Source organism: Bhargavaea cecembensis DSE10, from assembly GCF_000348905.1.
GTDB lineage: Bacteria > Bacillota > Bacilli > Bacillales_A > Planococcaceae > Bhargavaea > Bhargavaea cecembensis.
This window is the reverse complement of record NZ_AOFT01000005.1, coordinates 1-20,124: the sequence shown is the minus strand read 5'-3', so window position 1 is coordinate 20,124 and position 20,124 is coordinate 1. Positions and strand designations below refer to the sequence as shown.

Annotated in this window: 25 protein-coding genes and 1 riboswitch; of the genes, 2 read left to right on the top strand and 23 right to left on the bottom strand. The window is 55.7% G+C overall.

The genetic code is table 11. The features are described from left to right. The 13 genes from accB to C772_RS05865 form a co-directional block, all read right to left on the bottom strand. Positions 1 to 510, bottom strand: a complete 510-nt coding sequence (gene accB, locus C772_RS05920; protein WP_008298215.1) for an acetyl-CoA carboxylase biotin carboxyl carrier protein — start codon at positions 508 to 510, stop codon at positions 1 to 3. Positions 511 to 679: 169 nt separating this feature from the next. Beyond that, complete coding sequence (locus tag C772_RS05915; RefSeq protein ID WP_008298213.1) at positions 680 to 1,216, bottom strand: SpoIIIAH-like family protein; 537 nt, start codon at positions 1,214 to 1,216, stop codon at positions 680 to 682. Beyond that, positions 1,213 to 1,635: a stage III sporulation protein AG gene (locus C772_RS05910; protein ID WP_008298211.1), complete on the bottom strand. Its 423-nt coding sequence runs from the start codon at positions 1,633 to 1,635 to the stop codon at positions 1,213 to 1,215. The genes C772_RS05915 and C772_RS05910 overlap by 4 nt, the downstream gene beginning before the upstream one ends. A 141-nt stretch (positions 1,636 to 1,776) precedes the next feature. After that, on the bottom strand, positions 1,777 to 1,935 hold the full coding sequence (locus C772_RS16650) for a hypothetical protein (protein ID WP_008298209.1): 159 nt from the start codon (positions 1,933 to 1,935) through the stop codon (positions 1,777 to 1,779). 4 nt (positions 1,936 to 1,939) lie between these two features. After that, the gene (locus tag C772_RS05905; RefSeq protein ID WP_008298208.1) at positions 1,940 to 2,839 is read right to left on the bottom strand and encodes a stage III sporulation protein AE; all 900 of its coding nucleotides are present in this window, start codon (positions 2,837 to 2,839) and stop codon (positions 1,940 to 1,942) included. Between the two features lie 19 nt (positions 2,840 to 2,858). Next, complete coding sequence (locus tag C772_RS05900; RefSeq protein ID WP_008298207.1) at positions 2,859 to 3,233, bottom strand: hypothetical protein; 375 nt, start codon at positions 3,231 to 3,233, stop codon at positions 2,859 to 2,861. Between the two features lie 9 nt (positions 3,234 to 3,242). After that, entirely contained in the window at positions 3,243 to 3,446 is a 204-nt protein-coding gene (locus C772_RS05895) for a SpoIIIAC/SpoIIIAD family protein (protein ID WP_008298205.1), read from the bottom strand. Positions 3,447 to 3,891: 445 nt separating this feature from the next. Then, positions 3,892 to 4,449 carry an elongation factor P gene (gene efp, locus C772_RS05890; RefSeq protein ID WP_008298204.1) on the bottom strand — a complete coding sequence of 186 codons (558 nt, stop codon included), beginning with the start codon at positions 4,447 to 4,449 and terminating at the stop codon, positions 3,892 to 3,894. Positions 4,450 to 4,470: 21 nt separating this feature from the next. After that, positions 4,471 to 5,532 (bottom strand): M24 family metallopeptidase, encoded by a 1,062-nt coding sequence (locus tag C772_RS05885; protein ID WP_035001630.1) that lies wholly within the window; start codon positions 5,530 to 5,532, stop codon positions 4,471 to 4,473. Between the two features lie 2 nt (positions 5,533 to 5,534). Next, a complete protein-coding gene (gene aroQ, locus C772_RS05880; RefSeq protein WP_035001669.1) occupies positions 5,535 to 5,975 on the bottom strand; it encodes a type II 3-dehydroquinate dehydratase in 441 nt (146 codons plus the stop codon). Between the two features lie 65 nt (positions 5,976 to 6,040). Beyond that, positions 6,041 to 6,463, bottom strand: a complete 423-nt coding sequence (locus C772_RS16065) for a hypothetical protein (protein WP_008298198.1) — start codon at positions 6,461 to 6,463, stop codon at positions 6,041 to 6,043. A 143-nt stretch (positions 6,464 to 6,606) separates the two neighbouring features. Then, entirely contained in the window at positions 6,607 to 9,174 is a 2,568-nt protein-coding gene (locus tag C772_RS05870; protein ID WP_035001628.1) for a vitamin B12-dependent ribonucleotide reductase, read from the bottom strand. Positions 9,175 to 9,374: 200 nt separating this feature from the next. Further along, positions 9,375 to 10,208, bottom strand: a complete 834-nt coding sequence (locus tag C772_RS05865) for a lipoate--protein ligase family protein (RefSeq protein ID WP_008298196.1) — start codon at positions 10,206 to 10,208, stop codon at positions 9,375 to 9,377. Positions 10,209 to 10,359: 151 nt separating this feature from the next. Here C772_RS05865 and C772_RS05860 point away from each other — a divergent pair, with 151 nt between their 5' ends. After that, positions 10,360 to 10,743, top strand: coding sequence for a rhodanese-like domain-containing protein (locus C772_RS05860; protein ID WP_035001625.1), 384 nt, complete (start codon positions 10,360 to 10,362; stop codon positions 10,741 to 10,743). Between the two features lie 258 nt (positions 10,744 to 11,001). Here C772_RS05860 and gcvPB read toward each other — a convergent pair whose 3' ends face one another. The 10 genes from gcvPB to comGA form a co-directional block, all read right to left on the bottom strand. Further along, positions 11,002 to 12,489, bottom strand: coding sequence for an aminomethyl-transferring glycine dehydrogenase subunit GcvPB (gene gcvPB / locus C772_RS05855; RefSeq protein WP_008298193.1), 1,488 nt, complete (start codon positions 12,487 to 12,489; stop codon positions 11,002 to 11,004). After that, complete coding sequence (gene gcvPA / locus C772_RS05850; protein WP_008298191.1) at positions 12,482 to 13,828, bottom strand: aminomethyl-transferring glycine dehydrogenase subunit GcvPA; 1,347 nt, start codon at positions 13,826 to 13,828, stop codon at positions 12,482 to 12,484. Before gcvPA ends, gcvPB begins: the two co-directional genes overlap by 8 nt. A gap of 21 nt (positions 13,829 to 13,849) precedes the next feature. Beyond that, positions 13,850 to 14,959 carry a glycine cleavage system aminomethyltransferase GcvT gene (gene gcvT, locus C772_RS05845; protein WP_008298190.1) on the bottom strand — a complete coding sequence of 370 codons (1,110 nt, stop codon included), beginning with the start codon at positions 14,957 to 14,959 and terminating at the stop codon, positions 13,850 to 13,852. Positions 14,960 to 15,099: 140 nt separating this feature from the next. After that, positions 15,100 to 15,193, bottom strand: a riboswitch (glycine riboswitch). Between the two features lie 167 nt (positions 15,194 to 15,360). Further along, positions 15,361 to 15,882, bottom strand: coding sequence for a shikimate kinase (locus tag C772_RS05840; RefSeq protein ID WP_008298189.1), 522 nt, complete (start codon positions 15,880 to 15,882; stop codon positions 15,361 to 15,363). Between the two features lie 191 nt (positions 15,883 to 16,073). Beyond that, positions 16,074 to 16,559 carry a competence type IV pilus minor pilin ComGF gene (gene comGF / locus C772_RS05835; RefSeq protein ID WP_008298188.1) on the bottom strand — a complete coding sequence of 162 codons (486 nt, stop codon included), beginning with the start codon at positions 16,557 to 16,559 and terminating at the stop codon, positions 16,074 to 16,076. Continuing rightward, positions 16,501 to 16,809, bottom strand: coding sequence for a hypothetical protein (locus tag C772_RS05830; RefSeq protein ID WP_008298187.1), 309 nt, complete (start codon positions 16,807 to 16,809; stop codon positions 16,501 to 16,503). Before C772_RS05830 ends, comGF begins: the two co-directional genes overlap by 59 nt. Continuing rightward, positions 16,799 to 17,254: a hypothetical protein gene (locus C772_RS05825; RefSeq protein WP_008298186.1), complete on the bottom strand. Its 456-nt coding sequence runs from the start codon at positions 17,252 to 17,254 to the stop codon at positions 16,799 to 16,801. The genes C772_RS05830 and C772_RS05825 overlap by 11 nt, the downstream gene beginning before the upstream one ends. Next, positions 17,226 to 17,543, bottom strand: coding sequence for a competence type IV pilus major pilin ComGC (gene comGC / locus C772_RS05820; RefSeq protein ID WP_008298178.1), 318 nt, complete (start codon positions 17,541 to 17,543; stop codon positions 17,226 to 17,228). The genes C772_RS05825 and comGC overlap by 29 nt, the downstream gene beginning before the upstream one ends. A gap of 11 nt (positions 17,544 to 17,554) precedes the next feature. Further along, positions 17,555 to 18,517, bottom strand: a complete 963-nt coding sequence (gene comGB, locus C772_RS05815; protein ID WP_008298177.1) for a competence type IV pilus assembly protein ComGB — start codon at positions 18,515 to 18,517, stop codon at positions 17,555 to 17,557. Continuing rightward, positions 18,510 to 19,565, bottom strand: coding sequence for a competence type IV pilus ATPase ComGA (gene comGA / locus C772_RS05810; protein WP_008298176.1), 1,056 nt, complete (start codon positions 19,563 to 19,565; stop codon positions 18,510 to 18,512). The genes comGB and comGA overlap by 8 nt, the downstream gene beginning before the upstream one ends. Before the next feature lie 309 nt (positions 19,566 to 19,874). On the opposite strand from comGA, the gene C772_RS05805 reads away from it, so the two are divergent. Then, entirely contained in the window at positions 19,875 to 20,108 is a 234-nt protein-coding gene (locus C772_RS05805) for a DUF2626 family protein (protein WP_376739642.1), read from the top strand. The last annotated feature ends 16 nt before the right edge of the window (positions 20,109 to 20,124 follow it).

Below are 20,124 nucleotides of genomic sequence, written 5' to 3'. Positions count from 1 at the left end.
TTATTCCGGCTTGACCAGGAACAGCGGCTGTCCGTACTCGACGAGCTGTCCGTCTTCTACGAGGATCTGCGCGATCTCCCCGTTCATTTCTGCTTCGATTTCGTTGAACAGCTTCATCGCCTCGACGATGCAGACAACGCTGTCCGGCTTGACCTTGTCACCGACAGAGACAAACGGAGGCGCATCCGGCGATGGCGACTTATAGAATGTCCCGACCATCGGGGATTTCACTTCGAGCAGGTTTTCATCGGAGGAAGCGGCTGCAGGTGCGGCTTCCTGCGGCTTCGGCTCTTCCTTGGCAGCAGGGGCAGGCTGTGCTGCAGGCGCCGCAGGGGCGGGGGCAGCTGCGGGAGCGGCAGGGGCCTGGGCAGCAGGGGCTGTTTCAACCACCTGTACGGCACCGCCTTTTTTCAGCTTGATCTCCCCTTCTTCCGTCTTGTACTTGAATTCTTCAATTCCCGTCTGGTCGATCAATTTGATGATTTCGCGGATCTCTTGAATTTTAAGCATAATGACGACTCCTCTTACTTTAAATGTGTACCCTTACATTTTAGACGTTTGTAAGCGTTTTTGAAATACTTATCACACAAAAGCGAGGAATCCGGTACTGAAGTACGAGATAGGGATTTTATTAACTGAATTTTTAGCACAAAAAGAAAAGGCCTTGCGGAGGCCTTGTTCATTGTCCCGATTTAAAGTCTACGTAGACGGTCGAGGAATCTTCCCACTCGCTCTTTACTGTATACACGATCTGGTCTGCCTGGGCAGCCGACAGTTCATCGGCGATCACACTGACTTTCACCGTACCGTCTTCTGTGCGGACGACCGCATCCTCGTATCCGAGATCCTTGATCAGCATCTCAAGCATGGCCTCAGCAGTCTCCCTCTTGGTGAGGACCTGCATCTCATCAAATGCCTGGTCGCGCTCTTCGGCTGTCAGATCGTCGGATGTGATTTTCTGTGTAAGCAATTCACGCTGCTGGCTGCGTTCATTGCGCATCTCCATCCTCAGCTCCTCGAACAGGTAGCTTTCCGCAAAGACCGGAGTCGCGTCACTGCCGGCATCACCGAGCTCCGTGTCTTCAATCGTATCGTCCGAGAAGATAGTGATTCCGTCAAACGGCATCGGATTGCGGTCGAACAGATAGTACACTCCGATCACCGCCACAAGACTAAGCAACGTCAGGAACCAGACACCTTTTTTCTTCACTCTCATCCCTCTTCCCCCTCTTTTTTCATTTCCACTACGACAATCCGGTGCTCGGGCAGCTGGAGGACACCCGACAGGATGCGGACCAGTTCGGCGCGTACCCGAGGATCGCCGGCCCCCTCTGCGACAACCAGGATCCCGCCGGAAGGCGTGTCCCGCCCTTCGCCGGACGAGGTTCCGAAGTAACTGTCAAGCGGCATCAGGATGCCGCCCTGTTCCTCCTGCCCCCCGCCCTGCCGATAGATCCTGACTTTCCCGACGCCGTTGATATCGGAAAGGACCGATTCCAGATCCGACGGGCCCGGCACCGCGCTTTCTCCTCCGCTTCCCGCAAACAGACCGGTCAGACCCGGCGCCAGGATGAACAGGCAGGCGGCGCCGGCGAGCAGGAGCGGCAGGGCGCTCTTCTTAAAGGTTTTCTCCATGTCATCTCCACGCTTCCCGTCCTTTCAATCAGTGCTGTTTCCGGTATATGGGAGCGATCGGGACGCTCCGGCGGGCCGGGACCGCCGTGCCGTTACCTCCGGCTATTCATCCTGAGACATAGTATGCACGGCTCGTACAGGCTATGACCCGGGCAGCAGGGAGATTAGCCTGAGGATGTAGAGAAGCACCGCAAGCCTCATAAGCGGCATGAAATTCTCCCGCTCATCCTGCCCGAGGACTGCGCCGGTGACCGCCAGGATCCCCATGAGCCAGATCAGGCCGGCAATCCATTCCCACATTCCCTCACCCCGCTCCTGCAATGACCTTGATCAGAATGATGGACAATACGGCTGTGTAAAAAATGGCGAATGCCACGATCAGCATGATGCCGCAGAGGACGAACAGCGTCTTTCCGATATCATCGAAAAATCCGGCGAGATCCTCATGCGCAAACGGTTCGCACAGGGCCGCGATCCACTTATAGAGGAATGCCGTCAGAAGCACATAGGCGACCGGACTCAGGCTGGTCACGAGCAGTGCCACGATCAGGTAGCTGCCGGCGATCGGCGCCATGCCGGATGAATACTTGCCGACAACCCCCATCGTATCCGTGATAAACGATCCGATAAGGGGCACATGCTGGCGCAAAAGCGCCTTGATCGGTTCCGCCAGCGCGCTGCCCGATGACCATGCCATGGCCCCGGTCGCCGTGATGAATAGCGAGTAGCAGGCGATAATGACGGATATCGCGCCGAGAAGGGTCACCCGGATCATTTCCGAGATGCGGGTAAACGGGATTTCCGGCACGAGCCTGGACAGGTAGTCCAGGATAAAACTCACGATCAGCAGCGGAACCATCCACTTGCCTCCGATCACGACGGCACCCTGGACAAACAGGAAGACGGCAGGATTCCAGTTGATGAGCGAAAGCGCCCCTCCCGCGGCGGCCATTCCCGCTGCGAGGACCGGATAGATGCCGAGGAAAAGCCCCGTCATTTTCCCGACAAGCCCGTCCATCATCCGGACCGCATCGATTGCCGGGCCCATCGCTGCCGCCCCCGCAGAAACCAGGAGGAACAGCCTTGTCCATTCGCGGAATTGCGGAACGGCAAAATCCGCCGCCAGAGCCGCGGCGGAAAGGACGATGATCAGCGCGAACAGCTTTGCGGGCGGCCCGGCAACGGCGGCGATCAGTTCCCACATCCGGTTCGCCCCCTTTCCGTCACGGCAGCAGACTGGTAAGCACGCTTGCCGTCTCCCTGAACTCCCCCAGCCAGACACCGACAAGCATCAGCTGGACGGCCATATGGGACAGACGGCCGATCGGGCCATAGCCGATCTCCCCGAGCATGTCCCGGAAAGAGGCAGACAGATAAAACAGAAATGCGGATCCCGCTATGAGCCGAATCTGCCGGGCTCCCGGGCCGTCCCATGCAAGCGGAAGCTCCTGCAGAAGCGGTATGGCCACCCTGAAAGCCAGCTGGGCCAGAAGCAGGAAAAAGAAGATCAAGAGGAAAAACGGTGCCATCCTGGGCAGGAACGTGTCCAGCATGACCAGCAGGAACACCATGATAACGGCGGACAGGATAATCTCCATGGGACCCCTCTATGCCGAAAGCCATGAGAAGAAGGATGAGATTTCCGTGAAGAAAATCCGGAGAAAGCGCAGCATCTCTGCCGTAATGTACAGATAGGCGATGAAAAATATGAAAAAAGAATACTCTTTCTTCCCCGTCTGCTCGAAAAACAGATGCAGGAAGGCGATGACGAGACCGACTCCCGCTACCCGGAGAATATCTTGAAGTTCCACATGCGGCCCTCCCGTTTTTTCGAGTGTATGCGGCTCCGGATTTGGTTATGCGGTTATGTCAGGGTGGGGCCGATCCGGCAAGCAGGGGGATTCATGTGGCAAACGGGGGCCCATGTGGTAATTCGCGGGGCCATGTGGCAAATGCGAAGCCCTTGTGGCAATTCACAAGCCCATGCGGCAGATCGCTGGCCCTTGCGGCAAATGCCAAGTCCATGTGGCAAATCGAGGGGCCATGTTGCAAGTTAGCTGTCCATATTTCAAGTTGCAGGACCATGTTGCAATTCGCGGAGCCAGGTTTTAAGCTGAGCGTCCTAATTTCAAATCACACGTCCATATTTCAAATCCCGAACCCATGTTTCAAGTCGCAACCCCACATTTCAAATCAAAAAAGCTGCAGACATGCGGTTGATCCGCTTGTCTGCAGCCTGTATGTGTGTGTTCCCGTTTATGCGCGGGAAACGTATTCACCTTCGGAAGTGTTGATGATCAGGCGGTCTCCTGAGTTGATGAAGAATGGAACCTGGACGACCAGGCCGGTTTCCATTGTTGCCGGCTTGGAGCCGCCGCTCGCCGTGTCGCCCTTGATGCCCGGCTCGGTTTCCGTCACTTCAAGTTCGACCGTTGCCGGCAGGTCGACGCCGAGCGTCTCGCCCTGATACTGGATCACATGGACTTCCATGTTCTCTTTAAGGAACTTCAGCTCGTACTCAATCTGGTTTTCGCCCAGCTCGATCTGCTCATAGTTGTCCGTATCCATGAACACATGCTGGTCGCCGTTTGCATACAGGTACTGCATGCGGCGGTTGTCGATCTGTGCGCGCTCCACTTTTTCACCGCCGCGGAATGTCTTTTCGGTGGTGTTCCCGTTGCGCAGGTTGCGGAGCTTGGAGCGTACGAATGCCGCGCCCTTGCCCGGTTTTACGTGCTGGAAGTCCAGGACACGGTAGATGTCGCCGTCCACTTCGATGGTGAGGCCGGTTTTAAAATCGTTTACAGAAATCATGTGAGATCCTCCATTTGGTTGTTATAGGATGATAAGCTGCTTCGGTGATGACGTCAGCAGTTCACAGCCGTCTTCCGTGATGAGCACATCGTCTTCAATGCGGACGCCGCCAAGACCCGGTACGTAAATGCCCGGCTCGACCGTAACGACCATGCCCGGTTCGAGAACCGTGTCGGAACGGAAGGAAAGCCCCGGTCCCTCATGGACTTCAAGGCCGATTCCGTGTCCCGTCGAATGTCCGAATGCTTCGCCGTAACCATGTTCTTTAATGTAGTCACGCGCGACGGCATCCGCCTCTTTCCCTGTCATACCCGGTTTGAGCGCGGAACATGCACGCTGCTGGGCTTCCAGGACGATATGGTAGATCATTTTGAGCTCTTCGGACGGCTCGCCGACCGCAACGGTGCGTGTGATGTCCGATACATAGCCGTCATACAACGCGCCGAAGTCCAATGTGACCATGTCCCCATTTTCGATCGTCTTGTCTGTCGCGACCCCGTGCGGAAGCGCCGACCGCTTTCCTGATGCAACGATCGTGTCAAACGAAGATTCCGCCGCACCCAGTCGGCGCATGAAGAACTCCAGTTCATTGGACACTTCCAGTTCGGTCACACCCGGCTTGATGAACGTGAGGATATGGCTGAATGCTTTGTCTGCGATGTCGGCGGCCTTGCGGATGGTCCGGAGCTCTTCGTCCGTTTTGACCATACGGAGCTTCTCGATCACGCCGGTAACAGGAATCCACTCCGCATCCGTCGCCTTGCGGTACCGGTCATATTCGGCATAGGGCAGCGTATCCTGTTCAAATCCGATTTTTTTGATTCCCATTGCTGTCACTTGTTCAGCGACCGCGTCCTTCATCAGTCCGGACTGCTTCACGATGCGGAAGCCCGATATCTGTTCGGCGGCCTGTTCCGTATAGCGGAAATCCGTAATGAAAACAGCATCATCACGCGAGATGACCGCAGTTCCGGCAGTGCCCGTAAAACCGGTCATGTAGCGCCGGCTGTACGGATTCGTTACGAGAAAACCATCGATTCCGAGATCATCGAAAGAAGCACGGAATGCATTTAATTTATCCATGATCATTCCCCTTTTCCCATCCGAAGGAGGGCGAGCATCGCCAGGTCGTACCCATAGGTCCCCATGCCCGCAATCTGGCCGGTGCACACCGGGGCCAGATACGAATGATGCCTGAAGGCTTCCCGTTTATGTATATTCGAGATATGCACTTCGATCGTCGGCAGCCCGGCATCTGCGACCGCATCACGGAGTGCGACCGATGTATGGGTGTAGGCCGCGGGATTAAAGATGATGCCGTCCGTTCCGTCCTCGGCAGCCTCCTGGATCCTGTCGACAAGTGCGCCTTCGTGGTTGGTCTGATAAAACTCCAGGTCAGCCCCGTTCCCGTCGGCCAACTGCCGTAGCCTGTTCTCTACGTCGGCCAGTGTCTCGCTTCCATAGATATCAGGTTCCCTTTTTCCGAGCCGGTTCAGGTTCGGGCCGTTCAGACAGAGGATTTTCATCGCCAGCCCTCCTTTCTGCAGATTCTTCACCATTTTATCATACGCAAGCAGGCGGACAACGTTTTTCACGTGTCCGCCTGCTGTTTTTTATGGAATACCGCCGTTTCCATGACGAACCGCGTCGCCACAAGAATCATCGCCATGAACGGCACGGAAAGGCCTTTACGGAATTCTTCATAGCCGCCGGGCCTCACGATCAGCCACTCAATGAGCCCCGCAATCACTAGACCCGCAACGGCGGCGGTGATGGAGACCTTCCACTTCCAGGACAGTGCGAAGAGATAATAAGAAACGAGGGCAATCACATAGAGGGCAACAAACAAAATCAGCCACTTGGCCACCCATGGCCCATCCGCAAAAATCCCGTAACGTTCCGCCCAGCCCGTGGGATTCCACTTGATGAACTTAAAATAATGAAGAAACTTCAGGCCGGCTGCGAGCATCAGCGCCACTGCCCCCGCCGTCCAGAACGGCAGCTGTTTGAACATCGGAGCACCTCCCATCTCTGTCCATGATGGGAACAGGAAGCGAAGTTTATTCAGTAAGCCGGAATGATCCGAGAGAAAGACAAGAAAAAGCGGGCACCCCGTTATGGGATGCCCGCTCCTTGATTAAAAGATGGAAAAGATGATTACAGTCCGCATTTCAGCTGTGCCCCGCAGTTTGTGCAGGAGTTGCAGCCGCCAATCTCTTCGACTGTCCCTTTCCGGCAGACCGGGCACGTATCACCGATTTCCGATCCGATCGTGACATTGGTCGACCGGAGGGCCTGGATTGTATCCACGAGGACGACCGGACGCTTTTCCTCGACCTTTTCCTCGATTTCCGCTTCCGGGTCGTTTTCCTCTGCCTTCAGCGTCAGCACCTGGGAGTCGCGGGAGCCGTCCACATAGACAGTGCCGCCCTTCGCGCCGCCGCGGTAGAGGCGCTCGTATACCGATTCAACCTGTTCGACCGTGTAGCCTTTCGGCGCATTCACTGTCTTCGAGATGGAGCTGTCGATCCAGCGCTGGATGACACACTGCACGTCCGCATGCTCCTCCGGTGTCAGGTCCATCGAAGTGGCGAACCAGTCAGGAAGCTGTTCCGGATCGGCATCCGGGTTGGCCCTCAGGTATTCTTCCACAATCTCCGCCTTTACCTCGATGAACTTCCCGAGCCGGCCGCTCCGGTAATAGGTGAACGAGAAGTACGGTTCGAGCCCTGTGCTGACTCCGACCATGGTGCCCGTGGAACCGGTCGGCGCGACTGTCAGAAGGTGCGAGTTGCGGATCCCGTGCTCGAGGACGCCCTGGCGGATGTCCTCCGGCATGCGCTTCATGTAGCCGGTGTTGATGAACCGCTCCCGGAGATCCCTCGTTTCTTCATCTGAATCCCCGATCAGGAACGGGAAGCTGCCCTTTTCCTTGGCGAGCTCGATGGATTCCCGGTAGGCAGTCGTCGCGATGGCTTCGAAGACTTCATCGACAAGCCGGTTGCCTTCTTCGGATCCGTAGCGTTTGCCGCAGTAGATCAGCAGGTCCGCAAGACCCATGACGCCGAGCCCGACACGGCGTTCGCCGAGAGCCTGACGCTCGTTTTCCGGAAGGAAGTACGGTGTGGCATCGATGACATTGTCCTGCATCCGGACGCCTGTCCGTACAGTTTCGCGGAGCTTGTCGTAGTCGACCTTGCGCGTTTCCTTGTCAGCCATCTCAGCAAGGTTGACCGCAGCAAGGTTGCAGACGGAGTACGGCGCGAGCGGCTGCTCACCGCACGGGTTGGTCGCCACGACCTGCTGGCCGTAGGCTTTTGCATTTGTCATATCGTTTGCATTGTCGATAAAGAAGATGCCCGGCTCCGCGGAGTAGGTGGCGCAGATGTTGATGAGGTTCCACAGTTCTCGTGCCTTCATGGAACGGTAGGTGCGGATGGCGAACCCGCGTTTTTCCCATTCCCGCACGTCCCCGACCTGATGCCATTCCTCGTTGTACACGTCCATCTCTTCAGGAGAATACTGTTCCACATAAGGGAAGCGGAGACGGTGTTCCCCGTCTTCTTCGACCGCCTTCATGAAGTCGGAAGTGAGGGTGACCGAAATGTTCGCACCGGTCAGGAACTCCGGGTTGTGGACGGAGTAGGTACCGCCGTCGCGCAGCTTCTGCTCGGCATCACGGATGATCGCCTCATTAAAACCACCGAGGCCAGGGATGTTCTTGTAGTTGACGATGCCCTGGTACATGGCTTCTTCCTGCTGGGTGAACGGCTTGAACTTCAGCTTCTCTTTTGCCAGTTTCCGGATGTGCTCATCGTTCGTTTTCTCGACCAGATAACGGAGGATGCGCGGGTTCTGCATTTTCGAGATGATAAATTCGACGATGTCGGGGTGCCAGTCGGCGAGCATGATCATCTGTGCGCCCCGGCGGGAACCGCCCTGCTCGACCAGATGGGTCAGCTTTGCGATGTCATCCAGCCAGGAAACCGAGCCTGAAGACTTTCCGTTCACGCCGCGCGCAAGTGTGTTGCGGGGACGCAGCGTGGAACCGTTCGTCCCGACACCGCCGCCGCGGCTCATGATCTCCATCACCTGCTTGCGGTGGTCCGAGATGCCCTCGCGGGAGTCTGCGACAAACGGCATGACGTAGCAGTTAAAGTACGTCACGTCCGTGTCGGCGCCCGCACCGTAAAGGACACGGCCTGCAGGGATGAAATTCAGCGAGACCAGCTCTTTGTAGAAGCGCTCGTAGGAAGCCCGCCGGGTCGCTTCGTCTTTCTCGACGGAAGAAAGCCCGGTTGCATTCCGTTTGGCGATCTGCTCATAAAAGACTTCAAGCGGCTTTTCGATGACGTCCACGGGCCGTGTGACAATCCCCTTTTCCTGTTCCGCAGGGTCGTCGATCGCGGAACGGTAGTCCGGTTCGATCCAGATGTCAGCCATGCCCTTTTCCCGGTCGAGGGAAAGGATGTAGCCGAGGCCCCGCGCCGGGAATTTCGGGTCTTCCTTGACGGTCAGGACGACAAAGTCCCCCTCGCCAAGCGTCTTTTTCTCGGTATCCTTAAACGAATAGCGGTCGATCATGACCAGCCGGGAGACCCCTTTGTGCCGGATGTGCATCTCTTCCGTGACCGGATAAACCTGCGGGAAACCGGCAATGTCCCTGTTCAGTTTCGAAACGTCCAGCGTCGGTTGGTTTTTGTGTGAAGCGATGACCAATACCATGACCTCCTCAAGTGTCCTTTATGATAGATACTATATCTAGTATTATGTACTTCCCAACTCTACTACATGTTGAAACTCGGCATCAAGAGCAGAAATTCAGCCTTGACATTTCCAGATAGGCTTCAATGTCATGCGGCAACTGGCTTCGACGTGATTCGACACAAATCGCGGTCAATAAAAATGATCGGAAAGTCCCTGATTCACTTTTTGAAATTCCATGAGTCGTTCGAATACTTCTCTTCCTCGAGGCGGCGGACAAGTTCCAGAATTTCCTCGTCCGGCTCTTTTCCGATCAGCTCGATATCCAAGGCTTTTTCAAAACCGGAACGGAACGCCTCGGTCACTTCCGGCATTTCCACGCTGCGGCCGGAGAGTTCCTCGATTGATACCGCCTTTTTCGCCAGCTTTTCTTTCATTCTGCTGCGGTGGTCTTCTGTCTTGAAGTTGAAAACGGAAACGAGCTTGTCGAGATCCAGCGAGACTGGGATCGCCCCGTGCTGGAGAATCACGCCTTTCTGCCGCGTCTGTGCGCTGCCTGCAGCTTTCCTGCCCTCGACGACAAGCTCATACCAGCTCGGCGCATCAAAACAGACAGCACTCTTCGGTTCTTTCAGCGCATTCCTTTCTTCACGGGTGGCCGGAATAGCGAACTCCGCCTGCAGGCCGAGATTGCGGAACCCTTCAAGCAGACCTGCGCTGATGACCCGGTATGCTTCAGTCACTGTTTCCGGCATGTCAGGATGGGATTCCGAAACGATGATGCTGTATGTCAGTTCACGGTCATGGAGCACGGCACGTCCGCCTGTGGGCCGCCTGACGAATCCAAGGCCCATCTCCTTCACTTTCTCCAGGTCGACCGCTTCCGTCGCCTTCTGGAAGTAGCCGATCGACAGCGTCGCAGGATTCCATTCATAAAAGCGGACAACCGGCGGAATCCGGCCTTTCGAATGAAGTTCGAGAAGCGCGTCGTCCAACGCCATATTATAGGACGCACTCTGCGGCCCGGAGTTGATGAACATCCATTTTTCTGTCATTCCAGACAGCCCCTTTCAAAAAACACAATGGATTTAGTTTATCATAATCCCCTGTCGCTTTTTAGCGGGGTGAACCGATATTTTGTCCGGTCGTGGACGAACCGCGTCAGTTCTTTTATAATCTTAGGGAGAGAGAAAGGGGAAAATGGCTTTGGAATCACTTTATATCATTTCCGCGATCCTTTTCGGATTGATCATCTACCTGCTTGTGACCCTGCTCAGGACCCGCAAGGCGGTGACGGCACTTAACCAGGAAGAGTTTATCGCCGGCTACCGGAAAGCCCAGCTGATCGATGTGCGCGAGCAGAAGGACTTTGACGCGGGGCACATTCTCGGCGCCCGCAACATCCCGTTCACGCAATTCTCCCAGCGTTATAAGGAGATCCGTCCGGACAAACCGGTGTATCTGTACGACCAGAACGGGTCCCGGAGCGGCCGTGCCGCACTCTATCTGAAAAAACGCGGCTACGGACAGCTTTACATGCTCACTGGCGGATTCCGCCAGTGGACCGGCAAGGTCAAAACGAAAAAATAAAACCGGAACGCCGCCGAGCAGAAATTTCTGCTCGGCGGCGTTTTGCTGCCGGACGGACATACTTGGAGCTTGAAGTTCCCTCAATCAGGTGTTTGGTTTCGTCATACAGGCGGTCGAACCGGGAAAATCGCCAGGCGTCCGACCGTCAAGGCCTTCCCCCGACAAAAGAAAAACTGCAGACAAAAGGGTTATTCTCTCCCTTTGTCTGCAGCCAAAAGGCCCGCAGACATTGCGGGCCTTCTTTGTTCGTGCAATCCATCAGTTCACGGCAACCGGTTCTGCTGTTTCCGGACGGTTGTATTTCAGTACAGGCTTCCGGGCGGCCTGAGTTTCGTCAAGGCGGCTCACGACGGTTGTATGAGGCGCTTCCTGGACGATTTCAGGGTTCTCTTCCGTCTCGCGGGCAATCTGGATCATCGCATCGATGAACGCATCAAGCGTTTCCTTGGACTCCGTTTCGGTCGGCTCGATCATCATGCCTTCCTCGACGTTGAGCGGGAAGTAGATGGTCGGCGGGTGGAAGCCGAAGTCAAGCAGGCGCTTGGCGATATCGAGCGTACGGACGCCCAGCTGCTTCTGGCGGCGGCCGCTCAGCACGAATTCATGCTTGCAGTGGCGGTCGTATGGCAGGTCGAAGTGCGGCGCAAGCCGGCGCATCATGTAGTTGGCATTGAGCACCGCGTATTCGGAAACCAGCTTCAGGCCTTCCGCGCCCATCGAACGGATGTACGCATACGCGCGCACATTGATGCCGAAGTTGCCGTAGAATGGCTTGATGCGGCCGATCGACTGCGGGCGGTCATAGTCGAATGTGAAAGCATCGTCTTTCTTCACGAGGACCGGCTTCGGCAGGAACGGAATCAGTTCCTTCTTGACGCCGACAGGGCCGGAACCCGGACCGCCGCCGCCGTGAGGGCCGGTGAATGTCTTGTGGAGGTTCAGGTGGACGGCATCGAAGCCCATATCCCCCGGGCGGACCTTGCCCATGATGGCATTCAGGTTGGCGCCGTCATAATAGAGCTTGCCGCCGACACCGTGGACAATTTCTGCCATTTCGAGGATGTTTTCCTCGAACAGGCCGAGCGTGTTCGGGTTGGTCAGCATGAGGGCGGCTGTATCTTCGCCGACAACGCGCTTCAGGTCTTCGATGTCGACAAGTCCGTTTTCGTCGGACTTGACCGTGATCGTTTCCAGGCCGGCAACCGTTGCGGATGCCGGGTTGGTTCCGTGCGCGGAGTCAGGGATGATGACCTTCGTCCGGTTGTGGTCTCCGTTCGCCTCATGGAAGGCACGGATCATCATGAGTGCCGTCCACTCGCCGTGCGCACCTGCAGCGGACTGCAGCGTCACTTCGTCCATGCCCGTGATTTCGACCAGATGCTCCTGAAGGTCGTACATCAGCCCCATTGCACCCTGGACGGAAGATTCCTCCTGGAGCGGGTGGACATTCGCGAAGCCGGACAGTCGCGCCGCGGCTTCGTTGACTTTCGGGTTGTACTTCATTGTGCACGAGCCGAGCGGGTAGAACCCGGAGTCGACACCGTGGTTGCGTTTTGAAAGTGCCGTGTAGTGGCGCATAATATCCAGTTCGGATGCTTCCGGGAGCTCTGCCGGTTCCTCGCGGAGAAGCCCCTCAGGGAGCAGGCCGGAAAGATCGGTTTCCGGAACATCCAATTCAGGAAGGCTGTATCCGATCCGGCCTTCTTTGCTGATTTCAAAAATGAGCGGCTGATTCTCTTTATGCATGGATGGCCTCCATTTCCTGCACAAGTGCATCGATTTCTTCCTTCGTCCGCTGTTCGGTCACCGCGATGAGCATGTGGCCTTCCAGTTCAGGGTAAGTCAGACCGAGATGGTATCCGCCGATGATTCCGGCATCGAGCAGACGGCGGTTCAGGTCGGCGACCGGCTCGTTGCATTTCACGACGAACTCATTGAAGCTTGGGCCGCCGAACACAACTTCATAACCGGCTTCTTTAAATGCACGGATGGCATATTGCGTTTTAGAGATGTTCTGCAGGGCCATCTCGCGCACTCCCTGCTTGCCGAGCGCCGACATGGCGACCGATGCGGCAAGGGCGTTAAGTGCCTGGTTCGAGCAGATGTTGGACGTTGCCTTGTCGCGGCGGATATGCTGCTCACGTGCCTGTAGCGTCAGGACGTATCCGCGGCGGCCTTCTTCGTCATTTGTCTCACCGACGAGACGTCCCGGAACCTTGCGCATCAGTTTCTTGGTGACGGCGAAGTATCCGCAGTGAGGACCGCCAAAGGCTTCAGGGATACCGAACGGCTGTGCATCACCGACTGTGATGTCGGCGCCAAGTTTGCCCGGAGGCGTCAGAACGGCAAGCGCGAGCGGGTTCGAGGAGACGATGAACAGCGACTTGTTTTCATGGGCGATGTCAGCCGCCTCCTGGATATTCTCGATCTGGCCGAAGAAGTTCGGATACTGGACCATGACTCCCGCTGTATCTCCGTCGATCATGCTGCGGAGTGCATCGTAGTCCGTCTGCCCGTCCTTCAGCGGAATCTCCTCGACGTCAATCGACTGACCGAGCGCATAGGTTTTTACAACGTCCCGGTATTCCGGATGGACGGCCTCCGAAATCAGAAGCTTTTTGCGGCGGGTATGGCCTGCCGCAAGCATCCCTGCCTCGGCTAGGGATGTCCCTCCGTCATACATGGAGGAGTTTGCAATATCCATGCCGGTCAGTTCGCAGATCATCGACTGGAACTCGAAGATCGCCTGGAGTTCCCCCTGGGAGAATTCCGGCTGGTACGGTGTATAGGCGGTATAAAACTCGGAACGCGAAATGACATGGTCGACAATGACCGGCTTGTAATGGTCATAGACGCCAGCCCCGAGGAAAGAGGCATGGGAGTTGCTGTCGGCATTTTGGCCGGCAAGCGCGGAAAGTTCCTTCAGCAGATCTGTTTCGGACAGTGCCGGCTTCAGGTCGTACTGACGGTCAAACCGGACTTTTTCGGGAATGTCGCTGAACAGTTCGTCGATGGATCCGACGCCGATCGCATCAAGCATTTGTTTCTTGTCCGATTCGGTCATCGGCAAATAACGGTGCTTCATCATTCTGGACCTCTTTCTGATTTAGGATTTCGCCCGCTTGTAGAACGGGGTTTCAACAATTTCAGCCTTGAGGCGTTTTTTGCGGACTGCCACTTCGACTTCATCACCCATAACAGCATGTTCGGCATCGATGAGAATGTTGCCGATGTTCTGGCCCAATGTCGGGGACTGGGTTCCGGTTGTGACTTCGCCGATCTTTTCTTCGCCTTTGTAGACGGCATACCCTGTGCGCGGAATGCCTTTGTCGATCATGCGGATACCGGCGAGCTTGCGCGGAACACCCTCTTCTTTCTGGCGTAAGAGGGCTTCCTTGCCGATGAAGTCGGCTTCTTTGCCCAGCTTCACTGCAAAGCCCAGACCGGCTTCAAGCGGGGAAATTTCCTCATCCATTTCCTGGCCGTAGAGCGGAAGGCCCGCTTCGAAGCGAAGCGTGTCACGGGCACCCAGCCCTGCAGGGACGACGCCGTCTTTTTCGCCTTCCTTCAGGATTTCAGTCCACAGCGCACGTGCAGATTCGGGAGAAGTATAGATTTCAAAGCCATCTTCACCGGTGTAGCCTGTGCGGGAAACGAGCGCCTGATGGCCCGAGATGCTGACATTCTCTTTGAAGCGGAAGAACCTGATCTCTTCAAGCGGCTCTTCTGTCAGTCTTGAAAGAACTTCCTCCGCCTTCGGTCCCTGCAGTGCCAGAAGTGCATAATCTGCCGATACATCGGTGACCGTTACATCTCCTTCGGCATGCTGCTTCATCCACTCCACATCTTTTTGTGTGTTGGCAGCGTTGACAACGAGAAAATACTTGTCATCGGACATTTTATAGATCAGCAGATCATCAATTGTGCCGCCCTGCTCATTGCACATGATCGTATACTGGGCGCGTCCGGCAGTAAGCTTTGAAACATCATTGCTCATGAGTTTCTGAAGAAATGCGGTGCTGCCCGTTCCTTCGACAAGAACTTCTCCCATGTGGGATACATCGAAAAGGCCCGCACTTGTCCGTACCGCCTCATGTTCCGACTTGATGCCGGAAAATTGGACAGGAAGGTCCCATCCGCCAAAGTCAATTGTTTTCCCCCCGTGACCGGCGTACAGGTCGTATAGCGGGGTGCGCTGCAAGGTGGTTTCCGCCATTGCGCTTCTCCTCCGTTTCATCCAGATGTAAAAAAGGACAGAGAGACCCTGTTAATCGGGTCCTCTGTCCTGTCACCTGAAAGTTTTCCTGCTCGGTTTTCCTCGTTGGTGGCCGGCTGATCCGGCGCTCTCCAGAGATGCGTCCTGTACGAGTCTTTTTGCCTGAGAGATTCATAACACCCGTTACTTGCTCCTTCGGCGACGCACTTTTGCGTTCTCTCCCCGTACATTCATCCGCCCGGCAGATGCCGGTTATTCAGCTGTGAATCAAGCGAAAGTTCTGCCGCTTTGCCTATATCCTAACATTGAATTTAGATAAAGGCAATATCTTTTAGAAATCGGATTGATAAACGAACAAAAGAAAGACCAGAAACCATTAAAGTTCGGTTTCCGGTCTTTTTTCAACGCTTTTCCCTGCCTTTTAGCCGTCTGACCTGTCTGGCGGCATAATCCGTAGCCTGGCGGAGGCTGCGCCCCTTTGTATTGATGGTGATATGGGCGGTCTTTTTATAGACCTTTTTGCGCTCGTTAAAGAGCTTCTGGAGTTCCTCACGTGTCGAGCGCTGGACGATCGGGCGGTTCTTGTCCGTCTTGATTCTCCTCCAGATTTCGAAAAATGGGGCATTCAGGAAAAGCACAAGTCCAGTCTGCCGGAGGAGCTTCCGATTTTCCGGTCGCATCGGTGTCCCGCCGCCCGTCGAGATGATGCACCATTCATCACGGAAGTTTTTCAGAAAGTCGGTTTCCAACTGACGGAAGTGCTCCTCGCCGTACTGTTCAAAAATCTGCGGAATCTTCATGCCCGCCTGTTTCTCGATCTCCCTGTCCATGTCGTAGTACGGGAGACGCAGCGCGTAGCTCAGCCGCTTCCCGATCGCCGACTTCCCCGAACCCATGTAGCCGATCAGGTATACCTTCTTCATCTTCCCACCTGCCTAAAAGCGGTTCCGCTTCGCTAAAATACGACTCGATTTTTATAATCGTATCACGAGCGTGAGAAGATTCCAATAACGTAAAAGCGTGCATTTGTGCCAGATAGGCATTTGTGACGAAAAGAACAAAGCCTGAAACGAGAAAAAGGAGGAGAAGCGCAGCGGGCAGAACTCCGCCCGCTTCATTCCTCAGCCGGGAGCAGATGGTGCATCGTCCCCCTTTCTGTACCGTCATCAAAGGCGGCCCGGATGGACAGGACGTTGTCTGACACTGTGAAGAGGACAGACCGCACACCGGTCAGCATCGGTTCATGCCCCTTGCTGTTCACCCGCTTCCGGATCAGTGAACTTTCCGGATAGTAACCGATTTCGGTCACTGTCTCTCCGCTGAAGATGTGAAGTTTGCTGCCCCGCTCCAGAATCTCCACCCGGTCCACGTTTTTCATGTATTCGGTTACCTCATACCTGAAAAGCTCCCATTCCACGGAGGTAGGATCTCCGACATGATGGAACAGGCCGGCCGAATAGCGGAAAAATCCGGCGAACAGGATGAAAAACACGGAAAGGATCGCCAGATGCAGCAAGGCTTCGATAAATGTATATCCCCCCTCACTCGTCCGGCTCGAAGCAGCGTGACTGCCAGCCCGAGGTTCCCTTGTATGAGACACAGATTCCCCCTCCCTGCATCCGCCAGTCGAACACCACACTTTCAATGATCCGTGAACCTTCCGCTTCTCCGGTCAGGAAATGTCCGTCCACCGAATCGGAAGCAACAGAAGCCGCCTGCGCCGCAAGTTTCTGTTCTTCCAGGTTCATCACCATGCGGTTGGTCAGTGGCAGCAGCGATGTGAAGATCACATAGACAATCAGCAGTGACAGGAGGGATTCCGGAAATGAAAACCCCCGTTCACCGGTCAATCATGACCCTCCCCTTTCCGATGTGGATAATCACCCTCACGGGACCTTCTGGAGTATGAAAGTTCAGTGTCCCGAACGCTCTTGCGGACCCTATGCTGGTGAACTCCACCTGTTTTAGTGTGCTGAAATCCGACAGGGAGACCCCTTCCGGCAGCTGCCGTCTGAACAGGATACCGGTTTGTGTCCCGGAGGCTACATAGGTGCCGTCGCCAAGAAAAACGATTTTCGTGTAATCTTTATGTGCGACGGCATGCATCTGGATCGCCTGGATATCGAGCTTCAGCTGATCTCCGAACGGGATCGGCTCCCTGTCCTGCAGCGCTTTTGAAGCGGCTGCCGCGTACCCGACGCCCGACACGAGCATCACGACCGCGAGCACAAGGAGCATTTCGGTGAACGTGAATCCGCCTGACCGATCAAGGGTTCGAAATACTGACCTCGCCATTGGTTACAACGATCGTCCTCCCGTCCGAGCAGGTAAGGTCATTCTCACTCTCAAGATAATCAGGCACCAATGCCGCAGCCGTAGCCGGATTTTCCTTGTTCTTCAGTTTGTAGGCCTGGACTTGTCCTTCGACCATTTGCTCCAGTGCATCGCATCCGGTTTCGTCAATCTCGGCTGCCCGCTTGGTGACATTCGGGATGGCCAGGAGGATCAGAACCGAAATCACAAGAAGGACGATCATCATCTCGATCAGTGTGAACCCGGATTGGTTGTTGAGTCGCTTGAACATAGGTACCCCCTTCATTGTAGTTCGACCATACTGTAGACCGGCAGCATCAGTGCAAGGTACGCACCCATGATGCATATCGCAAGTATTCCGAATAAAACTGGCTGGATGACGGCGATCAGCTTTTCTGATTCCTCGCCGATTTTTTCGTCGATCAGTTCGCTGTAGACCAGCATCTCTCTAGGAAGATGGCCGCCCTCTTCCCCGTGGCGGATAAACGACGGGAAATCCGGCAAGAAGCCTCCGGCATGTCTCACCGCTTCATGGAGCGGGTCCCCCATGAGGATCCGGCCGCCCGCGGTTCTGGTCATATATGCGAGCATGGAATGCTCGTCCTGCCCGGACAAAATCCCGATCGCCTGCTGGAGCGGGATTCCGCCTCCGAGGAGCGTGCCCATCTCCCGGGCAAAAACCGAAGTATGGGCCATCCGGACCCATCTCGACAGAACGGGCACGGCATGTATGGCCCTCAGCTTCACCTCCGCGGATTTCCCGGCCCACACCAGGTAGGCGATAACGGCAGCTGCCGTCAGAATGACAACAGCCCCTGCGAGGACATCAGGCAATCGCAGAAGAATCGCCGACAGGGCCATCGCCTCCCCCTCGCCGCCCCGGCCGGCCAGCATTTTTTCCATGTTCGGCATGAAGAGGGTCCTGAACAGGATGAAAAGAAGCGAGATGAAACCGAACAGGACGGCCGGATACAGCGTCGCCTTCCTCAGCTTCTCAAGCGTCCTCCCTCTGCGTCTGAGACGTTCCGAGACCGTCCTGATGGCCCCGGGCAGATTGCCGTGGCTGGCTGCAATGCCGACCGGCAGCAGGAGTGCCGGAGAGAATCCGATGCTTTTCAGGATTTCGTCAGGCCCGTCGCCCGAACGGAGATTCCGTTCCAGCACCTGCTCGGCCCCGGCCGGATCATCGAGATGGTGGGGCAGGAGCATACGGATCGAATCGTGGAAGGTATACCCTTCATCCATCAGTCCCGCGGCCCTTGAAAGAAACCGTTCCGGCTGATGAAGCCGGCGCTTCTCCCGACGTCGCATAAGGGACGGCGCCATGCAGAATCTCCCCCTTCCGGTCAAGCGTCAGATTTTCAGGCATGACAAACGGCCGGCCTTCCCTGAGACACCGGAATGCTTCCGCGAGCAATTCCCCATGCAGGATTTCGAACAGTGCCTTCCGGCCGCGGAATCCGTCCTCCAGCCTCTGCGCACAGATCATGGCCACTGTCTGCCTGAGCTCTTCCAGCTGGATGCCGAATTCTGTCATCCTGAACAAACTGCCTGCCGTGTCCCTCGAGTGGACAGTCGCGACGACGAGGTGCCCGGTCAGAGCGGCCTGAACAGCCACCTTTGCGGTATCCGAATCACGGATTTCTCCGATCATGATCACATCCGGCGAATGGCGCAGGATGGCTTTCAGCCCGGCCGAATAGGTGATCCCGGCACGCTCGTTCACCTGGATCTGGAGAAGATGCGGCTGACTGCGCTCCACAGGGTCTTCCAGGGAAATGACGTGTCTGCCCAGCGCCTCTGCACAGTGGCGGGTCACAGAATACATCGTGGTCGTTTTGCCGCTCCCTGTCGGCCCCGTGAAAAAGACCATGCCCTGCCGCATCCGGGCCGCCTCAAGAAGCAGCCGTTCCGACTCCCTGTCATCGGTCAGCTTTCCGACAGGCAGAGCCTCCTCATGAGGCTGGAACCGGATTGCGGCACTTTCCTTCAAGTTCACAGAGGGCAGTGTCGAGATCCTGAACGAATAAAGGGATTCTCCGAATCTGAGTGAAAAGGCGCCGCTCTGAGGCTTTCTCCGCTCGCCGATATCGAGTGAAGAAAGGTATTTATAAAAAGAGATGATCCGCTCACCAAGATCGACCGGTATCTCCGCTGCCGTGATGATCCCCCTCCCTTTCCTGTGCTGGATTTCGTATGTCCGGCCGGACGGATTCAGGTGGAGGTCTGTCGCCCCCTCCCCAAGCGCCCGGCCAAGGAGTTCCACGGCTTTCTGTTCGATGAGATTTTCCACCGTCTGCCGCCTCCCTGCCAAATTGGATTGACAAGAAAGGACCGCACTTTCCTGTCATCTCGAGTATAGGACGGAGTGAAACCGGTTGATAGTCAACTCGCAGACTTTGCAAAACGGGTCATTTTCCGATGTCATTTTCGGAAAATGCTCACCGAAAAGCGTCAAAATCCGATTTTGCCGGATTGACACGGACATTTTTTTGTCACAATCTCGGATGCGGAATCAGTTTGCACCCTGCAGGCAAACACTATATAATGAATGGGAGATGATTATGGCACCGTTGTAAAGGAGGGAACACGCGTGGATAATATGTTCAAGCTTTGCGGCTTCTGGACAGGAATTTTCGCGGTCATGTTCTATGTCGGAGACATGATGACCCCATCATTGCTCATGCTGGCCAGCACCGGATTTTTCATTCTTTTCGGTTACCTGAAGTTAACTGAACGCATGTACTTATATCTTTTCGGCGCTTACTTGATGGTCTTCATGGTAGGGTTCAGCTACTATACGAACTTCATCTACACACCAGGAGCAGGGCATTAATTAAAAAACAGTACAT

Excerpts from the sequence above, each read along its gene's own strand:
- C772_RS05900 (WP_008298207.1), bottom strand. The coding sequence starts at position 3,233 with ATGGAGATTATCCTGTCCGCCGTTATCATGGTGTTCCTGCTGGTCATG.
- C772_RS05870 (WP_035001628.1), bottom strand. The coding sequence starts at position 9,174 with ATGGTATTGGTCATCGCTTCACACAAAAACCAACCGACGCTGGACGTT.
- C772_RS05825 (WP_008298186.1), bottom strand. The coding sequence starts at position 17,254 with ATGGCGAGGTCAGTATTTCGAACCCTTGATCGGTCAGGCGGATTCACG.
- C772_RS05910 (WP_008298211.1), bottom strand. The coding sequence starts at position 1,635 with ATGGAGAAAACCTTTAAGAAGAGCGCCCTGCCGCTCCTGCTCGCCGGC.
- C772_RS05805 (WP_376739642.1), top strand. The coding sequence starts at position 19,875 with ATGTTCAAGCTTTGCGGCTTCTGGACAGGAATTTTCGCGGTCATGTTC.
- C772_RS05915 (WP_008298213.1), bottom strand. The coding sequence starts at position 1,216 with ATGAGAGTGAAGAAAAAAGGTGTCTGGTTCCTGACGTTGCTTAGTCTT.
- C772_RS05885 (WP_035001630.1), bottom strand. The coding sequence starts at position 5,532 with ATGGATAAATTAAATGCATTCCGTGCTTCTTTCGATGATCTCGGAATC.
- C772_RS16650 (WP_008298209.1), bottom strand. The coding sequence starts at position 1,935 with ATGTGGGAATGGATTGCCGGCCTGATCTGGCTCATGGGGATCCTGGCG.
- efp (WP_008298204.1), bottom strand. The coding sequence starts at position 4,449 with ATGATTTCTGTAAACGATTTTAAAACCGGCCTCACCATCGAAGTGGAC.
- C772_RS05840 (WP_008298189.1), bottom strand. The coding sequence starts at position 15,882 with ATGAAGAAGGTATACCTGATCGGCTACATGGGTTCGGGGAAGTCGGCG.
- gcvPB (WP_008298193.1), bottom strand. The coding sequence starts at position 12,489 with ATGCATAAAGAGAATCAGCCGCTCATTTTTGAAATCAGCAAAGAAGGC.
- C772_RS05865 (WP_008298196.1), bottom strand. The coding sequence starts at position 10,208 with ATGACAGAAAAATGGATGTTCATCAACTCCGGGCCGCAGAGTGCGTCC.
- comGC (WP_008298178.1), bottom strand. The coding sequence starts at position 17,543 with ATGTTCAAGCGACTCAACAACCAATCCGGGTTCACACTGATCGAGATG.
- aroQ (WP_035001669.1), bottom strand. The coding sequence starts at position 5,975 with ATGAAAATCCTCTGTCTGAACGGCCCGAACCTGAACCGGCTCGGAAAA.
- gcvPA (WP_008298191.1), bottom strand. The coding sequence starts at position 13,828 with ATGAAGCACCGTTATTTGCCGATGACCGAATCGGACAAGAAACAAATG.
- comGB (WP_008298177.1), bottom strand. The coding sequence starts at position 18,517 with ATGGATGAAGGGTATACCTTCCACGATTCGATCCGTATGCTCCTGCCC.
- C772_RS05905 (WP_008298208.1), bottom strand. The coding sequence starts at position 2,839 with ATGTGGGAACTGATCGCCGCCGTTGCCGGGCCGCCCGCAAAGCTGTTC.
- gcvT (WP_008298190.1), bottom strand. The coding sequence starts at position 14,959 with ATGGCGGAAACCACCTTGCAGCGCACCCCGCTATACGACCTGTACGCC.
- accB (WP_008298215.1), bottom strand. The coding sequence starts at position 510 with ATGCTTAAAATTCAAGAGATCCGCGAAATCATCAAATTGATCGACCAG.
- C772_RS16065 (WP_008298198.1), bottom strand. The coding sequence starts at position 6,463 with ATGTTCAAACAGCTGCCGTTCTGGACGGCGGGGGCAGTGGCGCTGATG.